This is a genomic window from Cupriavidus basilensis, from assembly GCF_029335485.1.
Classification (GTDB): Bacteria; Pseudomonadota; Gammaproteobacteria; order Burkholderiales; family Burkholderiaceae; genus Cupriavidus; species Cupriavidus basilensis_E.
This window is the reverse complement of the sequence record NZ_JARJLM010000509.1, coordinates 1-19,035: the sequence shown is the minus strand read 5'-3', so window position 1 is coordinate 19,035 and position 19,035 is coordinate 1. Positions and strand designations below refer to the sequence as shown.

Below are 19,035 nucleotides of genomic sequence, written 5' to 3'. Positions count from 1 at the left end.
CCGCGCAGGCCTAGCACGGCTGCTGCCGCGGATGCTCCTGGTTCAGCGAGCCGTGCTGCGCTGGTGCGGGTCTTGCAAGCAGTTGCCGGATCGAGGCCAGGTAGCGCTCCCCGACTTCGCGGCTGGCGCGGGTGGCCTGGCTGCGCAGGGCGCGGCGGCTCGGTGGCGTCACGTTCAGGCTGCGGCAGATCGTCGACAGGTAAGGCTTGCGGTCGCCGGTCAGCCGCTGCGCCGCGGCCTGCAGGGCGGCGTCGCCAATTCGCGCGCGCAGCCAGGCCAGGACTTGCCTGTCATATTCGTTCTGTACCCGGACCAGGTGTTCCATGATCGGCTCCTGTAAATTCTGGGAAAGACTGTTGGCTACTGTTCATGCATACAGTACCTGTAAATATATACAGTATTCCCGGATTTGCAAGGGCGCGATCGGCAAGGCTCTTGGCCGATCCCGGCGATCCGGCGCTAGCTTCCCGGCAGCTCCCGCTCCGGGATCCTGCCGGTCTCGCCCGCCGTGGTTCCCTGCGGCCGACGTTCCCGCAGGGCGGGGTGATTCTTGTCCGCCCAACGTATCACTTGCCACAACGCGAGGATGCAGATGACTGCGTAGCTGCAATAGGAAAGGATGAGCATGTGCGCCTCGCTCCGTGCCCGCTTGGGGGCGAGTGGTTGAAGTAGCTGCGAGTATGCGCAATGACGCACTCGAAGCGATATCACTCCATGGGGGGGCTCGCGCGCCACTTGCCGCAAAGCCATGCTGGTGGCCGTTCCTGCCGCCACGCCCGAGCCAGGCGAGACAATTGTTTGCAGTTCGGGCGGCTTGCTTCAGCGAAATGGCGCGTGACGGGCGTGCCAGGCGGGCAAGCTAGGCTTGATCATCCGCGGGCGCATCTGCGCGGTATTCCAGCAGATCGCCTGGCTGGCAGTTCAGCGCCTCGCAGATTTTTTCCAGCGTATCGAAGCGGATGCCCTTGACCTTGCCGGATTTCAGCAGGGAAAGATTGGGCTCGGTGATGCCGATGTACTGGGCAAGTTCGCGCGATTTCATCTTGCGCTCGGCAAGCAGGACATCAAGTCTGACAAGAATGGTCATGGCGTCTCAAACAAAGCCTTCGTTCTCCCGGGCGATACGGGCCGCTTCCACCATCGCCCAGGCGATCGCCAGCAGCAAGCCACCCAGCAGACCCAGCGCAAAATCGCCGAAGTTGACGATCACCAGCATGTAGGGGCCGGGGCCATCGCCGCTGACCAGGGCCAAGCCCAGCAGCGTCTTGGTGAGCGGAACCACCGCGCTGAACGCCGTCACCATCAGCGCCACGCGGCGCAGGCGCAAAGCCGTTTCCAGCGTGAAGACCATACCGTGCGCGAACGCGGCGAAGAGCTTGCGCGCCTCCATCAGGCCGCCGACGAGCACGCTCGCCGCACCCGCCGTGATGACGAAGCCGGCCAGGCGGTACGGCATCGACACCAGTACCCGGTACTCCGCTGCCCGGATCTCCAGGAACCGGCGGAGGTGCTGCTCGAGCGCTGCATCGGACAGCCAGAACCAGAGGGCGATCATGCCGGCCAGCGTCATGGCGATGCCGCAAAGCGTGAGCCATTGCATCCGGCGTGCAATGGCGCTGACGCGACGCATTGCGGCGTCAGCCGGCAATGAAGGGGCAAGCGGACTTGGCATGCCAGTCTCCTGATGGGATTGCATGATACGAATATTTGCTGTAAAAAGGAAATATCTTATCGTTTTGCGATAATTTATATTCGTTGGAGATTAAATTATATGCGCTCTATCGTTGTTCTTCGCCGCCTGCGCCTTCATCTGGCATGCGCGCTCGTGCCTGCTACTGCGCTGGCGATATCTTCCGGCGCGCCCGCGCACGCCGCGGGCGCCGGGCTTCCTTCGAGGCCATGGACGATGCGCATCGGCGTCGTCACCAAGGCCATTGCATGGCTCGGGGCAGGTTGCGTGCTTGCCGCCTGCGCGCCCACGCAACTGGCCAGTCCGGCCGCCACGGCGGTCAGGATCACCCACAACGAGCCGGGCGCGGGATGTACCTACCTCGGGGATGTCACCGGCAGCCAGGGCGACTTAGTACGGGGCGCCGTGACGTCGAATGCGGACCTGGAAACCGGCGCGCGCAATGACCTCAAGAACAAGGCAGCGGCAATGGGCGGCAATGTGGTGTACCTGCTTACCCAGCGCGCTGGCCAGACCGGCGGCAAGGATCGCCTGGAGCAGACCAATGTGACGCTGTCCGGCAATGTGTACCGCTGCGCTGCGGTGGCCTCGCCCGGATCGCGAATGCCCGGCTGAGGCAGGCCGCCCGACCGGGCGCGGCACGGTAATCGCCATCGGTGCGCGCCGGGCATGGTGCCAGGGATGCATGCTGTCGAAGCGGGCGTGCCCGGCCTGGCGGCAGCCTGCGAAAATCGACAGGCCGTCGCCGAACGACGCCGCGCGGTATATCAGGCCGGATCAGGCCAGCGCGCCGATCAGCGTGCTCTGGGCCGAGATGCCGCGGCGGCCGCGGCGGCGCCGGTAGTTGCCATCCGAATCCATTTCCCAGGTGTCGCGGGTGTCCTTCAGGTAGAGTTTCAGGCCTTCCTCGATGACGCGCTTCTTGAGGGCCTTGTCCAGCACGGGGAAGCACACCTCGATGCGGCGGAAGAAGTCGCGCTCCATCCAGTCGGCGCTGGACAGGCGGACGTCTTCCGCCTTGTCGTTGTAGAAGTAGAAGATCCGCGCATGCTCGAGGAACTGGCCGAGTACCGAGTGCACCCGGATGTTCTCCGACAGGCCCGGTATGCCGGGCCGCAGCGCGCAGCCGCCGCGCACGATCAGTTCGATCCGCACGCCATCGCAGGACGCCTGGTACAGGGCCTGGATGATCTTGGGCTCCAGCAACGCGTTCAGCTTGGCGATGATCAGTCCCTTGCGGCCGGCCTTGGCATGCTTGCCTTCGCGGCGGATGGCGTCGAGCAGCGCCGAGTGCATGGTGAAGGGCGATTGCCATAACTGGGCGAGGGTGCCGGGGTGGCCCAGGCCGGTCAGCTGGGAGAACACGTTCGCCACATCGTCCGCGATGGCTTCCTTGCAGCTGAACAGGCCGAAGTCAGTGAAACGCCGGGCTGTCTGCGAGTGGTAGTTGCCCGTGGACAGATGCACGTAACGCCTGAGTTTTTTCCCCTCGCGCCGCACCACCATGGCCATCTTGGCATGCGCCTTGTAGCCGACCACGCCGTACACCACATGGGCTCCGGCCTCCTCGAGCTGCGCGGCCCAATTGATATTGGCCTCCTCGTCGAAGCGGGCCAGCAGTTCCACCACCACACTGACTTCCTTGCCCCTGCGCGCGGCGCCGATCAACGCCTGCAGCAAGGCCGAGTCGTTGCCGGCGCGGTACACCGTCTGCTTGATCGCCATCACATCCGGGTCTTCCGCGGCCTGCCGTATGAAGTCGACCACAGGGGAAAACGACTGGTACGGATGGTGCAGCAGGATATCGCCGTCGCGGATGGCGCGGAACATGTCGGGCTGGTTCACCAGCGTCTTCGGCAGCCCTGGCCGGCACGGGGGATACTTCAGGTCGTCGCGCTCGACGCTGTCGGGCACCGGCAGCAGCCGTACCAGGTTGACCGGGCCATTTACGGCAAAGACCTCGGGGTCCTCCAGGCCGAACTGGTTCTGCAGGAACCGCGTCATCTCGTCGGAGCAGTTGTCCGCGACTTCAAGCCGTACCGCGTCGCCATAGTGCCGCTGCGGCAATTCGCCCTGCAGCGCTGCGCGCAGGTTCTTGATCTCTTCCTCTTCGACGAACAGCTCGCTGTTGCGGGTGACACGGAACTGGTAGCAGCCGCACACGCGCATGCCGGGAAACAGTTCGCCCACATGGGCGTGCAGGATGGACGACAGGAACACAAAGCCGTGTTCGCACCCGGAGACCTCCTTCGGCAGCAGGATCACGCGGGGCAGGGCGCGCGGCGCCTGCACGATGGCCGCGCCCGCCTCCCGGCCGAAAGCGTCCCGGCCTTCGAGCTCCACGGCGAAGTTGAGGCTCTTGTTGAGTACGCGCGGGAACGGGTGCGCCGGATCCAGGCCGATCGGGGTCAGCACCGGCATCAGCTCGCGGAAGAAATAGTCGCGGATCCACTCGGCCTGCTGCTGCGACCAGTGCGGGCGGCGGAGGAAGCGAATTTCCTGCTGGTCCAGTTCGGGGATCAGCACTTCGTTGAGCAGGCGGTACTGCTCCGCCACCAGCTCGTGCGTACGGGCGCTGATGAGCGCATAGACCTGCCTGGCGTCGAGCCCGTCCGGGCCGGGAACGGCGGCCTGGAGCTTGATCTGCTCCTTGAGCCCGGCGACGCGGATCTCGTAGAACTCGTCGAGGTTGCTGCTGAAGACGCAAAGAAAGCGCAGGCGCTCGAGCAGGGGGATATCGCGGTTCTTCGCCTGCGCGAGCACCCGCCGGTTGAATTCGAGCAGGCCTGCGTCCCGGTTCAGGAACATCGGATGCGCGCCGGACAGGAAATCCGGCGGCGCGCCGCGAGCATCACCCGCGGGGAGGGGCAGGGAAGGGACGACCTGTAGCGGGGCAGCCGAGCCTTCAGCCATGATGGGCTTCAATCCTTTCTCTGGTGTGGATCATCGGGAAACGATGAACTGGTAGCGTGATATTACCGCGCTGCGAGGCGCGGGAGCCAGTGGTGTGCGCAAACTGTCCCTTGTGTGTGTCGCGCAACGTACAGGGCGCCGCCGTCTTGGTGTTGGAGGGGCGGAACCGGGGCCGCCGGTGGTGCGCGTTGCCTCTGCATGGCTGATCGGCGCAGTGCTGGCATCGCCATTGGCGCAAGCCCGGGTTCGCCTGATGGACGAAGCGCCTGTGATAACGTGGCGCGCGCGCCGGCCGAAATCGAAGAACTGATCGCGTCCTTGAAGGCGCAGCCCCCTGACGAACGGCGCCGCGCTCGCCAGCCTGCGCGATGCACGGGCCGTGCCGTTTCTTGCCGGTGCGTTGCGGGACGGCGACCACGAGGTTCGGTGCAAGGCGATCGAGGCCATCGGCCGTATCGACGCGACGGGCCATGCCGCCCTGATCCTGGGTTGCCTCCAGGACCCGAGCCGGCAAGTTCAGCAGTCGGCAGCCGAAGCACTCTGGCTGCCCGGCGGCGCCGTAACACCGCCGGAAGCGCTGGCCTTTCTGTGCGCCCCCGATGCGGATGCGCAAGTGAAGGCATCGCTGGCGAAATCGCTGACGCGCCATGGCGACCCCGCAGTCATTCCGCATCTGATCGACGCGCTCGCCACCACGCAGGCAGATGCGCGCGCAGGTCTCGTTGAAGCCTTGCGGGAACAACCCGATCCGCGTGCGATGGCGCCGCTGCTTGGACTGCTGAGTGACGACGACGGGGTGCGCAGCGAGGCGGCGTTGGCGCTGGCGGCTATCGGCGACGATAAGGCGGTCGCGCCATTGGCGTCGCGGCTAGAGCGTGAGCCGTCGCCGGACGTCCGGCGCCGGGTTGTCTGGGCGCTGAGCTTCTTCACGCCCGGCAAGGTGCTGCCGTTGCTGACGGGCAGCTTTGGCGACAGCGATCCCCATGTGCGGCAGCAGGCTGTCCAGGCGCTGGCCGAGATCTGCGACGTGGCAGAGCTGCGCGCTCCGCTGTCGGCACTGCCGAAACGGCTCGACGATGTGAGGCAAGCGCTTGAGGAGGCGATCGAGGCACTCGAATGCGACGCGACGCTCGGCGAGCGTGGCAGATCCCGCCGCGTCAGCATCGGAACGGTGCACTACGCGTAGCAGGCCGCACTTTGGGCTGTCCAATGCCGCCTTTCACCACCCGTTGTGGCTTTCTCGCATACGTACATTCACCTAATGCTGCGCTGCGCCATTCCTTTTGCTACAATTAGGGAAAACCCGATGAGGGTTATCCCTGAAAGGAAGAAAGCCATGAACACCCATACCGACATCAAGATGACCGACCAACTCGAACGCGAACTGATGAAACGCGAACTTGGTCCCCGCAGCCCCGCTTTCGTCGAAGACGTGAAGAGCGCCATCGCCGCCGTCCAGAGCCTCGTGGCCCGCCTGCAAAACCAGGCACGCAAGGCCAAGGTCGTTTTTGCAAACGGCTGATCGCCTGAGCACTGACTGACACCAAGCCCGAAGTTACCAAGAAGTCTGAATCGTTATTGTTGCGGTAGTGCGCTGTAGTTGTTTTTGTTTGTAGCTGATTGTTGATACATGTAGTTTTGGTTTGACGAGTACCACTGTTGCTCGCTGGCGTGCGCCAAGGCATGCACCCGGACGAGGGCAGCCGGGCACTACGTGAAACCTGCGTGGGGATTTTCCACGCGGCAAGACCGGCCAACGCGTCGCTCCACGGAGCGCAACGCATTTTGGCCGGTTTTTTTATTGGTGCGCCGGAATCGCGGAATCGCGGGCGTTTTCGCTCATGGACATTCTCTTGCGAAATCGGCTCGCAAGCCTTGCGAGACATTTTCCTTTTACTGCCGCACAGGATGGCGCTATCGTGGAGGCCCCCAAAAGAGCCTCCCGCGCCCCCCATGTCTCCCCGCCTGCTGCTCTGCCTGACGATTACCTACCTGGTATGGGGCACGACTTATCTAGCCATCCGCTTCACGCTGGAGAGCTTTCCTCCCTTCCTGATGATGGGTTCGCGTTTTATGTGCGCGGGTTTGTTGCTCGCCCTGTGGCTGTGGTACCGCGGCGCTTCCATGCCGACGCTGCGGCAGTGGCGCAACTGCGCGGCGCTGGCTGGCTTCCTGCTGGTCGGCGGCATGGGGCTCACGGCGGTGGCCGAGCAGACCATCTCCTCCGGCGCGACGACCGTGATGATCGGCTCGATGCCGATCCTTGGCTTGTTCTGGGGATTCTGCTTCGGCGCGCGGCCGCGCTGGTATGAGGGGCTGGCCATCGCACTGGGCAGCCTGGGCATCCTGGTGCTGACCGGTGGCGCCGAATTCCGCGCCAGTCCTGCGGGCGTCGGGGCGCTGCTGCTTGCCATCGCCAGCTGGTCGTTCGGCTCGCAGCTTCCCAGGCGCATGGACCTGCCGCGCGGCGCGGTTGCGTTTGCCGCCGAGATGCTGTTGGGCGGGGTCGCGTTGCTCGTCATTTCCACCGTGACCGGCGAGCCATGGCCGCGGGCGGTCAGCAGCCAGGCGTGGTGGGCCTGGGGCTACCTCGTGGTGGCCGGGTCCCTGGTGGCGTTTTCCGCCTATATGTACCTGGTGGCCAATGTTTCGCCAACGATCGCTACCAGCTACGTCTACGTGAACCCGCCGGTGGCGCTTGCCGTGGGCGCGTGGCTGGGCGGAGAGCAGATCGCGCCGCAGACCTGGGGGGCGGTAACGCTGATCCTGGCCGCGCTGGCTGTGCTCAGCCTGGGCACCTGGCGTGGCGCCAGGGTGGCCGCGTCCACATGAATCCCGGATCCGGCACTGGGAAACCGCTGCAATGGCGGTGCCTCAGGACTGGGATTGTTCCTCGATCCACATCGACAGGCGCGCCTTGTAGGCCTGCTGGATATGCCGGCGCGTGATCTGTTCGGCCAGCGCGGGGTCGCGTTGCTCCAGCGCTTCCACCAGGGCGATATGGTCTTCGTAGGAGACGCGTGCGCGCCCCGGCAGCGCCAGCGTGGTCCGGCCCAGCAGTGCCATCGACTCGTGCAGGGAGCGCAGGGTCTTGAGCAGGTAGCGGTTATGCGCGCAGCGGTGCAGGGTTTCGTGGAAGAGGCGGTTGTTGGTGGCGAGCCTGTCCGGCTCGTCGGCGATGGCGAGGTCGCGTTGGACGATATCGCGCAGCAGGGAGATTTCCACATCGGTGGCGTGGCGCGCGGCAAGCGCGGCGGCGGTGCCTTCCAGCACCTCGCGCATGACGTAGAGCTCGCTGACCATGCTGGCGTCGAGCCGGGTCACCATCATGCCGCGGTTGGGCTCGTTGACCACCAGGCCTTCGGATTCCAGGCGCGACAGCGCTTCGCGCACCGGCGTGCGCGACAGGCCCAGCGCGGCGGCCAGTTCCACTTCGCGCAGGCGGGTGCCGGAGGGCAGTTGCCCTGCCTGGATGGCGTTGCGCAGGTGCTGGTAGGCCCGCTCGGCGCGGGGCAGGGATTCATCGGGACCGGTGCCTGCGGCGCCGTTGGGATCAGCGGAAATCATGGGAGACTGCGAAAGAGCCGTGGTCGTAGCGTTATCGTTGCCGGGCCGTGCGCGGCAGCCTCGCAGGGCCGCCGGATTGCCCGGTCGCCATCATGATACGCGCTCCAGGTCCGGCAACATCACACTGGCGGAATATCCGTCACCATGGGGCCCCGGCATTGCGCGCCGATGGCCCCGAGATGCCTGTCCGGCCAGGCCGCGGGCGCGTTCGATCAAGTACTGCGCGATTCGCATGACGTTTGGCGGAGATCCGCCACGGCAATCCGGTTTCGGCGGAGGGCAGATCCTGGCGGCGGCAACGCCATCCGCACAGGGTGGCGGCACCGGATTTTCCTGAATTCCCGGAAATTGATTGTTTTATTTTCCGGCTAATCGGCGAGGGCGATCAGGGTTACGCTCAGGTCATGGCGCGATCCCGTGCCGCAGAACCGCAGAACCTGCTTGATGGAGCCCGCAATGAAAGCCGTTGGCCTGACCCGTTACCTGCCGATCAACGACCCGCAATCCCTGGTCGACGTCGAGATCGCCACCCCCGTGCCGGAAGGGCGCGACCTGCTGGTCAAGGTGGAGGCCATTGCCGTCAATCCGGTGGACACCAAGGTGCGCGCGCCCAAGGGCAAGGTGGAATCCGCACCCCGCGTCCTGGGCTGGGATGCGGCCGGTACGGTGTCCGCCGTGGGCCCGGATGTGACCTTGTTCAAGGTGGGCGATCCAGTTTTCTATGCGGGCAGCATCACCCGGCCTGGCGCCAATAGCGAATACCACCTGGTGGACGAGCGCATCGTCGGGCATAAGCCCGCTTCGCTCGATTTCGCGCACGCCGCGGCGCTGCCCCTGACCGCCATCACGGCCTGGGAGGCCTTGTTCGATCGCCTGGGCGTGTCGCCACGGGGCGAACATGCGGGGCGCTCCGTCCTGGTGATCGGCGGAGCAGGGGGCGTAGGCTCCATCGGCATCCAGCTGGCCAAGACGCTGGCGGGGCTGACCGTCATCGCCACCGCGTCACGCCCCGAGTCGGCCGCCTGGTGCCGCAAGCTGGGCGCCGACCACACCATCGATCATCGCGGCGACATGCCGGCGCAACTGCGCGGCCTCGGCTTTGCCGAAGTCGACTACATCCTCTGCTTCAATGATACCGACCGGCATTTCGGCGCGATGGCGGCCGTGATCGCCCCGCAGGGCAAAATCTGCTCGATCGTGGAGAACAGCGGCGCGCTGCCGGTGGGCGACCTGAAGACCAAGAGCGCCAGCTTTGTCTGGGAGTTCATGTTTACCCGTTCGATGTTCGGCACGGCGGACATGGTGGAGCAGCACCGCCTGCTCAACGAGGTGGCGCGGCTGATCGATGCCGGCCGCTTGCAGACTACCCTGGGCGAGCATCTCGGCCGCATCGACGCCGCCAACCTGCGGCGTGCCCACGCCATGCTGGAGGGCGGCCAGACGATCGGCAAGCTGGTGCTGGAAGGGTGGTTCTAAGGCCAGGGTATTACGGGCGTTCCAGGTCTTGGGGCGGGTGCCATTCGAGCAAGTGGCCTCGCATCTCCTGAATCCTTAGCACCACGACTGCCTCGCCGCTTGCAGCAGATTGCCATGTTTAGAAACCTGCTCGCTTGACCCTTGGGGTTGTCCTTGCTGGGCCATTTCTGCTCTTGCGGGTGCTGGTACGCAATTAACCGCCATTATTTTCAATCATCCGCCTGCTGCGGGTTCGTGGCATGCCACGAACCCGCTTTGTCTGCAGGGCGCGGTAGAAAACCCTGGCGGATGTCTAGTCCAGGCAGCTTGAGCAGGGCATGCGTCATGCGTGCAGCGCGGCCACCCCGCTTGTCCTGGCATGCCGCGGCAAGGCGGCCATGGAGCCGAGAAAATCCACCGTGCTGGCAATGACCCCGGCGTCGCGCAACACGCGCCGGTGCCCAAGTCCTTCGGTGGTCATCAACTTCGCGCCGGGCCAGGCGCCCACAATCGCCGCGCCGTTCTCCCAGCAAACTTCATGGTCCTGCCGGTCGTGGACGACCAGGGTAGGGGGCACCGGGCGGATGCGGCCGAGCGCCGGCACATTGAGCGCCGACCACGGCATGCCCAGCCAGCGCTCGCTGCTGCGCTGCATGCGGGCCAGGATCGCCGGGCCGATGCCGAGCCGCCAGGCCAGGGCCGCTGCGGCGCGGTGCATGTCGGCCGGCGGCGCGATCATGACGGCGGCCTGCAAGTGCAAGCCTTCGCGTATCGCCAGCGCCAGCGCGGCACTCCCGAGGGAATGCGATACCACGGCGTGTATCGGCCCGGCATGCCATGCCGTGGCCAGCAAGGCGCGTGACATCTCCACCACGGAGGTCTGGTCCGCGCCACGCGCGCCTGCGTCGGAAGCGCCATGCGATAACGCATCGAATGCCACCACGCGCATGCCCGCCGCCAGCAGGGGGGCAACCAGGGGCTGCCACTGGGCGGCATGGCCACCCCAGCCGTGCGCCAGCAGCACCGCGGGGCCGCTGCTTCCCCAGCGGTAGACGCGCACCCGGCGGCTGGCTCCCTGTCCGGTCACCAGCGCCCAGTCCATCCGCGCCTGCGCCAGCAGTTCGCGGCCTGCATGGTCCGGGCCGGTGCCGCGCGGAGGCCGGAACCATTCGCGTTCCAGCGCCCGCGCAGCGCCAGGCGGATACAAGTGTCCGGCCAATTGCCAGAGCAGGCGCGACCAGTGCCTTGGCGTGCCGGCGCCGCGCGCCGCATGCCGAGGCTGATGGGGTGGGGAAAGCGTTTGCGTCACGACGGACATCTCCAGCGAAACCTGCAATTTTCGGGTCGGTTTTGGCATGCGCAATCTCTCTCTTTTACATAAAAGACCGACCAGTCGTGCTATTTTTAATATAAAAAAATATGACGTTGATTTGTCGTCCCATGCGGGTCTGCACGCATGCCTCATGGGCTCTTTTTTCCCTGTTCCGGTGCAAAAAGATCCCCGTTCAGGTGCGCGAAATCCCCAGCCCCACAGCCATGTGCAGCCAGGCTAGAGACCAGCCGGCAGCGCAAGTTCGGCGCGCCTGAGCAAGCCTTCGAAGGCCCGGCAGGCCATGGTCTCGGCATCTTGGCGCCCCAGCAGCTTGAACGATTGCTGGAACGCCATGCCGATGCCGATCATCTCGAAAGCGAATTGCCGCGGATCCTGAGCGGCGGAGAGGTCGCCTTCTTCAATGGCATCGGCCACCACCCGCGCAATCGCGCTGTGCCAGTCCTTCATCGACTGCACCACCATATCGCGGATGGCACCCGGGCGGTCGCGGTACTCCTGGCCCAGGGCCATGAACAGGCAGCGCCCCTTGGTAACCGATCCCCCGAGCCATAGCAGGTAGCCGTCGAACAACGCCTGCAGCCGCCGGCTGCCGCGCGGCTGGCGCATGGCCGGCCGCACCACGATGTCGGAGAAACGCTCGAGGGCCAGCCCGAGCACCGCCTGCTGCAGGGCCTCCTTGGACTTGAAGTGGGCGTACAGCCCGCTCTTCGACATACTGGTGTCGGCGGCCAGCGTGGCGAGCGATAACTGCTCGAAACCGACCCGCGCCGCGGTGTCGAGGGCCTGTTCGATGATGGCTGCGCGCGTGATCTGACCTTTTTGCATGATTGTAAGAATAGCACGACCGGTCGGTTTGTCAACGATCCGCCTGTGCGCCGTCGTCAACCTATTGCCGGGTAGCTCGTTATGTCACACGGAGGCAGATGATTGTGCTCTATCGGACCTATTGACAGGTGCGGCAGAGCCTGCGCAGGGCGCTTGCAAGAAATCTGCACAAAGTGTTGCCTTGATTACATACGGAACGCTTTGCGTGCTCTATACTCGAATGCACGTCCGCGCACTTTTTTTTTCACTGGTGACTGGAGACCGACATGAACAGTACAGCCGTGCCTAGAGGCGCTAGCGAACCGTTCCGGCAACTGCGGGCGTTGCGCCGAGCGCGAAAGCTCAAGCAGGAAGACGTCGCCCGTAAGGCCGGAATTTCCCGGGAAGCTTACTTGCGGGCCGAATCGGGTCAAGCCGACCCCCGCATGTCGACTTTCCTAGCGGCTTGCGAGGCGCTGGGGCTTGAAGTGGTGCTGGCTCCCCAGCACCTTGCCGCCGACGTCAACGCGTTTATTGCCAGCCGCAATGGCGGCGTCACGGCCGCTTCGATGGCTGGGCAAGCGCCTGCCGCCACCCCCGCCGCCGCGAGCCCCGCACCTGCCTCCCCGGTCGGTTCGGGTTTTGCGTCGAGCCCGGGCGAAGGTCACAAGCCAGCCTGATTGCTTGCATCCGTTCCGGTCGGGTCTGCGGCCGGAACGGACCCAAGCGGGCCATACCCAAGGCGGATGCGCCCCCACGCGTCTGCCTTGGGGTGGCTTGCCTTGTATGCCTGGGGGGGCGCGTCCGCGACCGCCAGGGGCCGCTGGCATACGCTCGCGGCGTGCTATCGCCGCCCACGGTCATCAGGCCGGGAGGAGGCAGCGTCGCGCTGCCGGCCTCCGCTGCGCCTCCGGAACTGCCGCTTCCTTCCCTTGCTGTCTTTCTTGCGTTCTCCCACGGAGTAACGCCGCACCCGGCTGCTTGCTGCCCGGGCCGGGCAGAACATCGGCTTTGCGTTACGCGACGAAGCGGCGCATCCAGCTCTTTAGCGTCTAGCCCTTTCCAGGTTTCCCGCCGTTTCCCATCTTCCCGCCTAACCTTCTAGCAGGGCTGGCGCTCCTTGTTTTTCACGGCCCGCCGCCCGTGCGGCATCTCATTGTGGTTTGACACGCCCGAAAGCTGAGATTACGATATAGTAAATCGATTACGTATTGTGTAATTTTTGGTGGCGATACCGGCGCGCGCAGCTGGTGGAAGACCGCCGCGAGCGTGATCGCCGGTCGCCTGGAGTCCCCTGCGGCGCCATCCTGCCATGCCACGGCAGGGTTGCCCTGCATCCCGCGGGGCGCCGGTTCCACTAAAAGAGGAGCAACCATGAGCAAGGCCTTCGCATCGCAGGCGGATCTGCAGGAAAAGCAGGTCACCTTCACCAGGCTGTCGGATAACGCGTACGCGTATACGGCGGAGGGCGACCCGAATTCCGGCGTGATCATTGGCGATGACAGCGTTCTGATCGTCGACACCACCGCTACGCCGGCGATGGCGCAGGACTTGATCGCTCGCATCCGCGCCATTACCGACAAGCCCATCAAGCATGTGGTGCTGTCGCACTACCACGCGGTGCGGGTGCTGGGGGCCTCCGCTTATTTCAAGGAAGGCGCACAGAACGTGATCGCCAGCCGCGGCACCTACGAGATGATCGTGGAGCGCGGCGAGGCCGACATGAAGTCCGAGATCGAGCGCTTCCCGCGTCTGTTCGCCGGCGTCGAGACCGTGCCGGGCCTGACCTGGCCCAACCTGGTGTTCGAACGCGAACTGACGCTCTATCTCGGCAAGCTGGAAGTCAAGATCATGCATCTTGGTCCGGGCCACACCAAGGGCGACACCGTGGTGTGGATCCCTTCGCAGAAGATCCTGTTCTCCGGCGATCTGGTCGAGTACGACGCCGCCTGCTATTGCGGCGATGCGCAGCTCGAAGAATGGCCGGCCACGCTCGAGGCGCTGCGCGCGCTGGGGCCGGTGGCCCTGATTCCCGGCCGTGGACCGGCCCTGACGGACCCCGTCATGGTCGGGCGCGGCCTGGATTACACCCGTGACTTCGTCAGCACGCTGCTGCAGCGCGGCAGGGAGGCCGTGGCGCAGAAGCTGGACCTGAAAGGCGCCATGGCGCATACGCGCGCGGCCATGGACCAGAAGTTCGGCCAGGTCTTCATCTATGAACACTGCCTGCCCTTCGATGTGGCGCGCGCCTACGATGAAGCCAGCGGCATCAAGCATCCGCGCATCTGGACCGCGCAGCGAGACAAGGATATGTGGAAGGCGCTGCAGGAGTGAGGCGAGGCGGAGGACGATGATCCGCGGCGGCGCGGCTGCGCCGCTGCCCCATGGCGATAGCCGCAAGAGCCGCGCCAGCGGTCATGGCTGGATGGAGACACGATGGATACGAACTACCAGGCCCGTACCTTTGCGTACCAGCCCTGTGCCGAACAGCACGCGCCGCAGCCGGGCGCCGATGCGCATCCCACGCATCCGGTGGTGGTGATCGGCGCCGGCCCGGTGGGACTGGCCGCGGCCATCGACCTTGCCCAGCGGGGTGTGCCCGTGGTGCTGCTGGACGACGATTGCACGCTGTCGGCCGGCTCGCGGGCCATCTGTTTTGCCAAGCGCACGCTGGACATCTTCGACCGCCTGGGTTGCGGCCAGCGCATGGTCGACAAAGGCGTCAGCTGGAACGTCGGCAAGATCTTCTTCGACCGGGACCTGGTCTACAGCTTCGACCTGATGCCCGAGAGCGGTCACCACCGGCCTGCCTTCATCAACCTGCAGCAGTACTACGTGGAAGGTTTCCTGGTGGAGCGCGCCGCGGAACTCGCCAATCTGTCGGTCCGCTGGCGGCATCGCGTGGCCGGGCTTGCGCAGGACGCTGGCGCGGTGACGCTGGACGTGGAAACACCCGATGGCAACTATGCCCTGCGGGCGCGCTACGTGGTGGTGGCCGATGGGGCGCGCAGCCCGGTGCGCCACGCCATGGGCCTGGAGAGCAAGGGCCGTGTCTTCAAGGACCGTTTCCTGATTGCCGACGTGAAGATGGCCGCGCCATTTCCGAGCGAGCGCTGGTTCTGGTTCGACCCGCCGTTCAACCGCAACCAGTCGGTCCTGGTGCATCGGCAGCCGGACAATGTGTGGCGCATCGATTTCCAGCTCGGCTGGGACGCCGACCCCGATCTGGAAAAGCAGCCGGAGCGCGTGACCCCGCGTATCAGGGCGTTGCTGGGCGAGGATGTGGCGTTCACGCTGGAATGGGTCAGCGTCTACACCTTCTCGTGCCAGCGCATGGACAGCTTCCGTCACGGCCGCGTGCTGTTTGCGGGCGACGCCGCGCACCGCGTCTCGCCGTTCGGCGCGCGCGGCGCCAACAGCGGGGTGCAGGACGCGGAGAACCTGGCCTGGAAGCTCGCGCTGGTGTTGAGCGGCAACGCGCCCGATGCCTTGCTCGACAGCTATGCCAGCGAGCGCGAGTACGCCGCCGACGAAAATATCCGCAACTCGACCCGTTCGACCGATTTCATTACGCCCAAGACGCCCGCGAGCCGAGTCTTCCGCGACGCCGTGCTGATCCTGGCGCGCCATCATGCCTTTGCCCGCCAGCTGGTCAATAGCGGACGGCTCTCGGTGCCTGCGGTGCTGGCCGGATCGGTGCTGAATACGCCGGATGGCCCGGACGCGACAGGCGAGGGGATGTTTGCCGGACAAATGGTGCCGGGCGCGCCGTGCGCGGATGCGCCGGTGCGAGCGCAGGGCCAGGCCGCGTGGCTGCTGGGCCAGTTGGGCGAGCGCTTTACCGCCATGGTCTTCGCGGGCCCGGGCGGCTTGCCGGTGCCGCTGCTGACGGACTTGCTGGGGCTGGCGTCCGCCGCGACGCCGCTGCGGGTGCTGTGCGTGACCCCGGCGGGCAAGGGAGGCGCTACCGCCGCGCATCCGGCGCCGGCAGGCGTAAGCCTGATCGAGGACAGCGAAGGCTTGCTGGCGCGCCGCTACGATGGCCGTCCGGGCACTGCCTACCTGCTGCGTCCCGACCAGCACGTATGCGCACGCTGGCGGTCATGCGATCCGGGCCGGGTAGGGGCTGCGCTGCGGCGCGCGCTGGGATGGGAGCAAGGCAGTGGCGGCGTGGCCGGCGTTGCTGCCGGCGCCACCGCCGCTGCGATTGCGTGAATTGCCTGGGAGACCTGCCAATGCCACTGATCACCGAACCCAACCTGGCTCGTCCGGACGATTTCTACGAGGCGCTGATCGACATGCACCGCGACCTGTCCGACGCCCAGAGCCAGTCCGCCAACGCGCAGCTGATCCTGCTGCTGGCCAACCACATCGGCGATCTTGCCATCTTGCAGGAAGCCATGGAGCGCGCCCGCGCGGGCGCGCTCGAACGGGCTGGCCACCAGCCCGCCGCCCAACCGGCGGCCGCGGCTTGAGGCTGCGCGGCCAGCCGCTTCTCATATCGAGAGAACGAGTACGTACGAGTACGTGAGTACCAGAGAGAGGAAGACCCAAGACATGACGCAGACGCAACTGAACGTTCCGGCGCATTTGCCCGAGCATGGCGCACCTGGCTACCAGTCGGGCTTTGCCAACGAATTCGCCACCGAGGCGCTGCCCGGTGCCTTGCCGGTGGGGCAGAACTCGCCCCAGCGCGCACCCTACGGGCTGTATGCCGAGCAGCTCTCGGGCACGGCCTTCACGGCGCCGCGCGCGCACAACCGGCGCAGCTGGCTATACCGTATCCGCCCGGGCGCGATGCACGAGCCGTTCACGCGCATGGCGCAGTCGCGCCTCGTCAGCCGCTTCGACGAGGTGCCGCCGTCGCCCAACCAGATGCGCTGGAGCCCGCCCGCCATGCCAAGCGAGCCGACCGACTTTGTCGACGGCATCGTGACCATGGCCGGCAATGGCGGCCCGGAAGCCATGAACGGCTGCGGCATCCATCTGTACCTGGCCAACCGGTCGATGACCGACCGCTTCTTCTACAACGCCGACGGCGAGATGCTGATCGTGCCGCAGCAGGGCCGCCTGCGCCTGGCGACCGAGATGGGCCTGCTGGAAGTGGAGCCGCAGGAAATCGTGGTGGTGCCGCGTGGCGTGCGTTTCCGCGTGGAACTGCCGGACGGCGAAGCGCGCGGCTATATCTGCGAGAACTATGGCGCGCTGTTCCGCTTGCCGGACCTGGGCGTGATCGGCTCGAATGGCCTGGCCAACCCGCGCGACTTTCTCACGCCGGTAGCGTGGTACGAAGACCGCGAGGGCGATTTCGAGCTGGTGGCGAAGTTCCAGGGCAACCTGTGGCGCGCGCCGATCGGCCACTCGCCGCTGGACGTAGTGGCCTGGCACGGCAACTATGCCCCGTACAAGTACGATCTGCGCCGCTTCAACACGATCGGCTCGATCAGCTTCGACCATCCGGACCCGTCGATCTTCCTGGTGCTGCAAAGCCCTTCCGATACCCCGGGCGTGGACAGCATCGACTTCGTCATCTTCGGGCCGCGCTGGCTGGCCATGCAGGATTCCTTCCGCCCGCCCTGGTTCCACCGCAATATCGCGAGCGAGTTCATGGGCCTGATCGAAGGCGTGTACGACGCCAAGGCCGAGGGCTTCGCTCCTGGCGGTGCCAGCCTGCACAACTGCATGAGCGGCCATGGCCCGGACGCGGAGACCTTCGCCAAGGCCACCGCCGCGGATACGTCGCAGCCGCACCGCATCAGCGATACCATGGCCTTTATGTTCGAGACGCCGGCCGTGATCCGGCCGACGCCGTATGCGGCGGAATCGGCCGAGCTGCAAGCCGACTACTACCGGTGCTGGCAAGGGCTGAAGAAGCATTTCAACCCGAATCAGCGCTAAGCCCGGATGCCCGGTTGGCCGCGGCCGGCCGGGCCGATGATGTTCGCTTCCCGGGTGCCCGTGCAGACAACCATGCCGGCACCCCCTTGTCATTCCTCTCGGAGCCCCCGATGACCACTGTCCAGCAGAGTTGGATCGAATCCGCCAATGATGGCGTTACGCATTTCCCGCTGCAGAACCTGCCCTACGGCATCTTTTCCTCGAACGGGCAGGGCCCGCGCGTGGGCGTCGCCATTGGCGATTTCGTCCTCGACCTGGCCGTGCTGGATGCGGCTGGCTTGTTGCCGGCTTCGACCAAGGGCGTCTTCGGCGGCGCCACGCTCAATGCCTTCATCGCGCTCGGCAAGCCGGTCTGGACCGAAACGCGCCAGCGCCTGACGGCCTTGCTGTCGGCGGACGACGACACCCTGCGCGGCAAGTCCGCGCTGCATGAGCAGGCGCTGGTGCCGATGGCCTGGGCCACCTTGCACCTGCCGGTGGATATTCCCGGCTACACCGATTTCTACTCCTCGCGCGAGCACGCTACCAACGTTGGCCGCATGTTCCGCGACCCGGAGAACGCGCTGCTGCCGAACTGGCTGGAGATTCCGATCGGCTATAACGGCCGCGCCAGCTCGGTGGTGGTCAGCGGCACGGAGCTGCACCGCCCGAACGGACAGATCAAGCTGCCGAACGAGCCGCGCCCGATCTTCACGGCTTGCCGCAAGCTCGACTACGAGCTGGAGATGGCCTTTATCGTCGGCAAGCCTTCGACGCTGGGCGAGCCGGTCAGCACTGCCGAAGCGGCCGGGCATATGTTCGGCATGGTGATTCTCAACGACTGGAGCGCGCGCGATATCCAGCAGTGGGAATACGTGCCGCTGGGACCGTTCAACAGCAAGGGCTTCGGCACTTCTATCTCGCCCTGGGTGGTGACCATGGACGCGCTCGAGCCGTTCCGCCGCGACAATCCGGTGCAGTCGCCCGAGCCGCTGCCTTACCTGCAGCAGCCGCAGCGCAATGCCTATGACATCGCGCTCGAAGTCTCGCTGCGCCCCGAAGGCGCCGCGCAGGCCACCACGATCTGCCAGACCAATTTCAAGGCCATGTACTGGACCATGGTGCAGCAACTGGCGCACCACACCGTGTCGGGCTGCAATGTCCGCGTGGGCGACCTGATGGGCTCCGGCACCATCAGCGGCACCACGCCGGATTCCTACGGCAGCCTGCTGGAGGCGACCCGCAACGGCGCCGAGCCGCTGACGCTGGCGGACGGCGCCAAGCGCGGCTTCCTGGAAGACGGCGACGAAGTGGTCATGACCGGCTGGTGCCAGGGCGAGGGCTATCGGGTCGGGTTTGGCGAGGTGGCGGGCAAGATCCTGCCGGCCCGCTAAGC

The 19,035-nt window shown here is 65.8% G+C and carries 18 protein-coding genes; 11 read left to right on the top strand and 7 right to left on the bottom strand.

The features are described 5' to 3' along the window. Positions 1-10: 10 nt before the first annotated feature. The 3 genes from P3W85_RS31445 to P3W85_RS31435 all read right to left on the bottom strand — a co-directional run bounded on the left by P3W85_RS31445 (position 11) and on the right by P3W85_RS31435 (position 1,672). Positions 11-325 carry a hypothetical protein gene (locus tag P3W85_RS31445; RefSeq protein ID WP_276267632.1) on the bottom strand — a complete coding sequence of 105 codons (315 nt, stop codon included), beginning with the start codon at positions 323-325 and terminating at the stop codon, positions 11-13. A gap of 534 nt (positions 326-859) precedes the next feature. Next, on the bottom strand, positions 860-1,087 hold the full coding sequence (locus P3W85_RS31440; RefSeq protein WP_017227100.1) for a helix-turn-helix domain-containing protein: 228 nt from the start codon (positions 1,085-1,087) through the stop codon (positions 860-862). A 6-nt stretch (positions 1,088-1,093) separates the two neighbouring features. Then, on the bottom strand, positions 1,094-1,672 hold the full coding sequence (locus tag P3W85_RS31435) for a DUF2975 domain-containing protein (RefSeq protein WP_276267631.1): 579 nt from the start codon (positions 1,670-1,672) through the stop codon (positions 1,094-1,096). 234 nt (positions 1,673-1,906) lie between these two features. Between P3W85_RS31435 and P3W85_RS31430 the strand changes: the two genes are divergently transcribed. Beyond that, positions 1,907-2,305, top strand: a complete 399-nt coding sequence (locus P3W85_RS31430; protein WP_276267630.1) for a DUF4156 domain-containing protein — start codon at positions 1,907-1,909, stop codon at positions 2,303-2,305. Positions 2,306-2,467: 162 nt separating this feature from the next. On the opposite strand, the gene ppk1 is transcribed toward P3W85_RS31430, so the two are convergent. Next, positions 2,468-4,603, bottom strand: coding sequence for a polyphosphate kinase 1 (ppk1, locus tag P3W85_RS31425; protein ID WP_430869659.1), 2,136 nt, complete (start codon positions 4,601-4,603; stop codon positions 2,468-2,470). Positions 4,604-4,937: 334 nt separating this feature from the next. On the opposite strand from ppk1, the gene P3W85_RS31420 reads away from it, so the two are divergent. The 3 genes from P3W85_RS31420 (at position 4,938) to yedA (ending at position 7,435) form a co-directional block, all read left to right on the top strand. After that, complete coding sequence (locus P3W85_RS31420) at positions 4,938-5,789, top strand: HEAT repeat domain-containing protein (protein WP_346430304.1); 852 nt, start codon at positions 4,938-4,940, stop codon at positions 5,787-5,789. Positions 5,790-5,939: 150 nt separating this feature from the next. After that, entirely contained in the window at positions 5,940-6,125 is a 186-nt protein-coding gene (locus P3W85_RS31415) for a hypothetical protein (RefSeq protein ID WP_276267627.1), read from the top strand. A gap of 431 nt (positions 6,126-6,556) precedes the next feature. Beyond that, the gene (yedA, locus tag P3W85_RS31410; protein WP_276267626.1) at positions 6,557-7,435 is read left to right on the top strand and encodes a drug/metabolite exporter YedA; all 879 of its coding nucleotides are present in this window, start codon (positions 6,557-6,559) and stop codon (positions 7,433-7,435) included. Between the two features lie 42 nt (positions 7,436-7,477). Here yedA and P3W85_RS31405 read toward each other — a convergent pair whose 3' ends face one another. After that, positions 7,478-8,170 carry a GntR family transcriptional regulator gene (locus P3W85_RS31405; RefSeq protein ID WP_017227094.1) on the bottom strand — a complete coding sequence of 231 codons (693 nt, stop codon included), beginning with the start codon at positions 8,168-8,170 and terminating at the stop codon, positions 7,478-7,480. A gap of 456 nt (positions 8,171-8,626) precedes the next feature. Between P3W85_RS31405 and P3W85_RS31400 the strand changes: the two genes are divergently transcribed. Further along, positions 8,627-9,646 carry a zinc-binding alcohol dehydrogenase family protein gene (locus P3W85_RS31400; protein ID WP_276267625.1) on the top strand — a complete coding sequence of 340 codons (1,020 nt, stop codon included), beginning with the start codon at positions 8,627-8,629 and terminating at the stop codon, positions 9,644-9,646. Positions 9,647-9,968: 322 nt separating this feature from the next. Here P3W85_RS31400 and P3W85_RS31395 read toward each other — a convergent pair whose 3' ends face one another. Then, the gene (locus P3W85_RS31395) at positions 9,969-10,943 is read right to left on the bottom strand and encodes an alpha/beta fold hydrolase (protein WP_430869660.1); all 975 of its coding nucleotides are present in this window, start codon (positions 10,941-10,943) and stop codon (positions 9,969-9,971) included. Positions 10,944-11,174: 231 nt separating this feature from the next. Further along, positions 11,175-11,783 carry a TetR/AcrR family transcriptional regulator gene (locus P3W85_RS31390; protein WP_017228922.1) on the bottom strand — a complete coding sequence of 203 codons (609 nt, stop codon included), beginning with the start codon at positions 11,781-11,783 and terminating at the stop codon, positions 11,175-11,177. A gap of 266 nt (positions 11,784-12,049) precedes the next feature. Here P3W85_RS31390 and P3W85_RS31385 point away from each other — a divergent pair, with 266 nt between their 5' ends. From P3W85_RS31385 to fahA, 6 genes are all read left to right on the top strand, one after another. After that, positions 12,050-12,442 carry a helix-turn-helix domain-containing protein gene (locus P3W85_RS31385; RefSeq protein ID WP_017228923.1) on the top strand — a complete coding sequence of 131 codons (393 nt, stop codon included), beginning with the start codon at positions 12,050-12,052 and terminating at the stop codon, positions 12,440-12,442. 694 nt (positions 12,443-13,136) lie between these two features. Further along, on the top strand, positions 13,137-14,096 hold the full coding sequence (locus P3W85_RS31380) for an MBL fold metallo-hydrolase (protein ID WP_017228924.1): 960 nt from the start codon (positions 13,137-13,139) through the stop codon (positions 14,094-14,096). Between the two features lie 102 nt (positions 14,097-14,198). After that, on the top strand, positions 14,199-15,977 hold the full coding sequence (locus P3W85_RS31375; RefSeq protein WP_276267624.1) for an FAD-dependent oxidoreductase: 1,779 nt from the start codon (positions 14,199-14,201) through the stop codon (positions 15,975-15,977). Positions 15,978-15,997: 20 nt separating this feature from the next. Further along, complete coding sequence (locus P3W85_RS31370; RefSeq protein ID WP_276267623.1) at positions 15,998-16,237, top strand: DUF2783 domain-containing protein; 240 nt, start codon at positions 15,998-16,000, stop codon at positions 16,235-16,237. Between the two features lie 82 nt (positions 16,238-16,319). Beyond that, positions 16,320-17,660: a homogentisate 1,2-dioxygenase gene (gene hmgA, locus P3W85_RS31365; RefSeq protein ID WP_017225367.1), complete on the top strand. Its 1,341-nt coding sequence runs from the start codon at positions 16,320-16,322 to the stop codon at positions 17,658-17,660. Positions 17,661-17,770: 110 nt separating this feature from the next. Then, the gene (fahA, locus tag P3W85_RS31360; protein ID WP_276267621.1) at positions 17,771-19,033 is read left to right on the top strand and encodes a fumarylacetoacetase; all 1,263 of its coding nucleotides are present in this window, start codon (positions 17,771-17,773) and stop codon (positions 19,031-19,033) included. The last annotated feature ends 2 nt before the right edge of the window (positions 19,034-19,035 follow it).

Coding starts and splice junctions, on each gene's coding strand:
- P3W85_RS31390 (WP_017228922.1), bottom strand. CDS start 11,783: ATGCAAAAAGGTCAGATCACGCGCGCAGCCATCATCGAACAGGCCCTC.
- hmgA (WP_017225367.1), top strand. CDS start 16,320: ATGACGCAGACGCAACTGAACGTTCCGGCGCATTTGCCCGAGCATGGC.
- P3W85_RS31415 (WP_276267627.1), top strand. CDS start 5,940: ATGAACACCCATACCGACATCAAGATGACCGACCAACTCGAACGCGAA.
- P3W85_RS31370 (WP_276267623.1), top strand. CDS start 15,998: ATGCCACTGATCACCGAACCCAACCTGGCTCGTCCGGACGATTTCTAC.
- yedA (WP_276267626.1), top strand. CDS start 6,557: ATGTCTCCCCGCCTGCTGCTCTGCCTGACGATTACCTACCTGGTATGG.
- P3W85_RS31400 (WP_276267625.1), top strand. CDS start 8,627: ATGAAAGCCGTTGGCCTGACCCGTTACCTGCCGATCAACGACCCGCAA.
- P3W85_RS31385 (WP_017228923.1), top strand. CDS start 12,050: ATGAACAGTACAGCCGTGCCTAGAGGCGCTAGCGAACCGTTCCGGCAA.
- P3W85_RS31445 (WP_276267632.1), bottom strand. CDS start 325: ATGGAACACCTGGTCCGGGTACAGAACGAATATGACAGGCAAGTCCTG.
- fahA (WP_276267621.1), top strand. CDS start 17,771: ATGACCACTGTCCAGCAGAGTTGGATCGAATCCGCCAATGATGGCGTT.
- P3W85_RS31380 (WP_017228924.1), top strand. CDS start 13,137: ATGAGCAAGGCCTTCGCATCGCAGGCGGATCTGCAGGAAAAGCAGGTC.
- ppk1 (WP_430869659.1), bottom strand. CDS start 4,603: ATGGCTGAAGGCTCGGCTGCCCCGCTACAGGTCGTCCCTTCCCTGCCC.
- P3W85_RS31395 (WP_430869660.1), bottom strand. CDS start 10,943: ATGTCCGTCGTGACGCAAACGCTTTCCCCACCCCATCAGCCTCGGCAT.
- P3W85_RS31375 (WP_276267624.1), top strand. CDS start 14,199: ATGGATACGAACTACCAGGCCCGTACCTTTGCGTACCAGCCCTGTGCC.
- P3W85_RS31430 (WP_276267630.1), top strand. CDS start 1,907: ATGCGCATCGGCGTCGTCACCAAGGCCATTGCATGGCTCGGGGCAGGT.
- P3W85_RS31440 (WP_017227100.1), bottom strand. CDS start 1,087: ATGACCATTCTTGTCAGACTTGATGTCCTGCTTGCCGAGCGCAAGATG.
- P3W85_RS31435 (WP_276267631.1), bottom strand. CDS start 1,672: ATGCCAAGTCCGCTTGCCCCTTCATTGCCGGCTGACGCCGCAATGCGT.
- P3W85_RS31405 (WP_017227094.1), bottom strand. CDS start 8,170: ATGATTTCCGCTGATCCCAACGGCGCCGCAGGCACCGGTCCCGATGAA.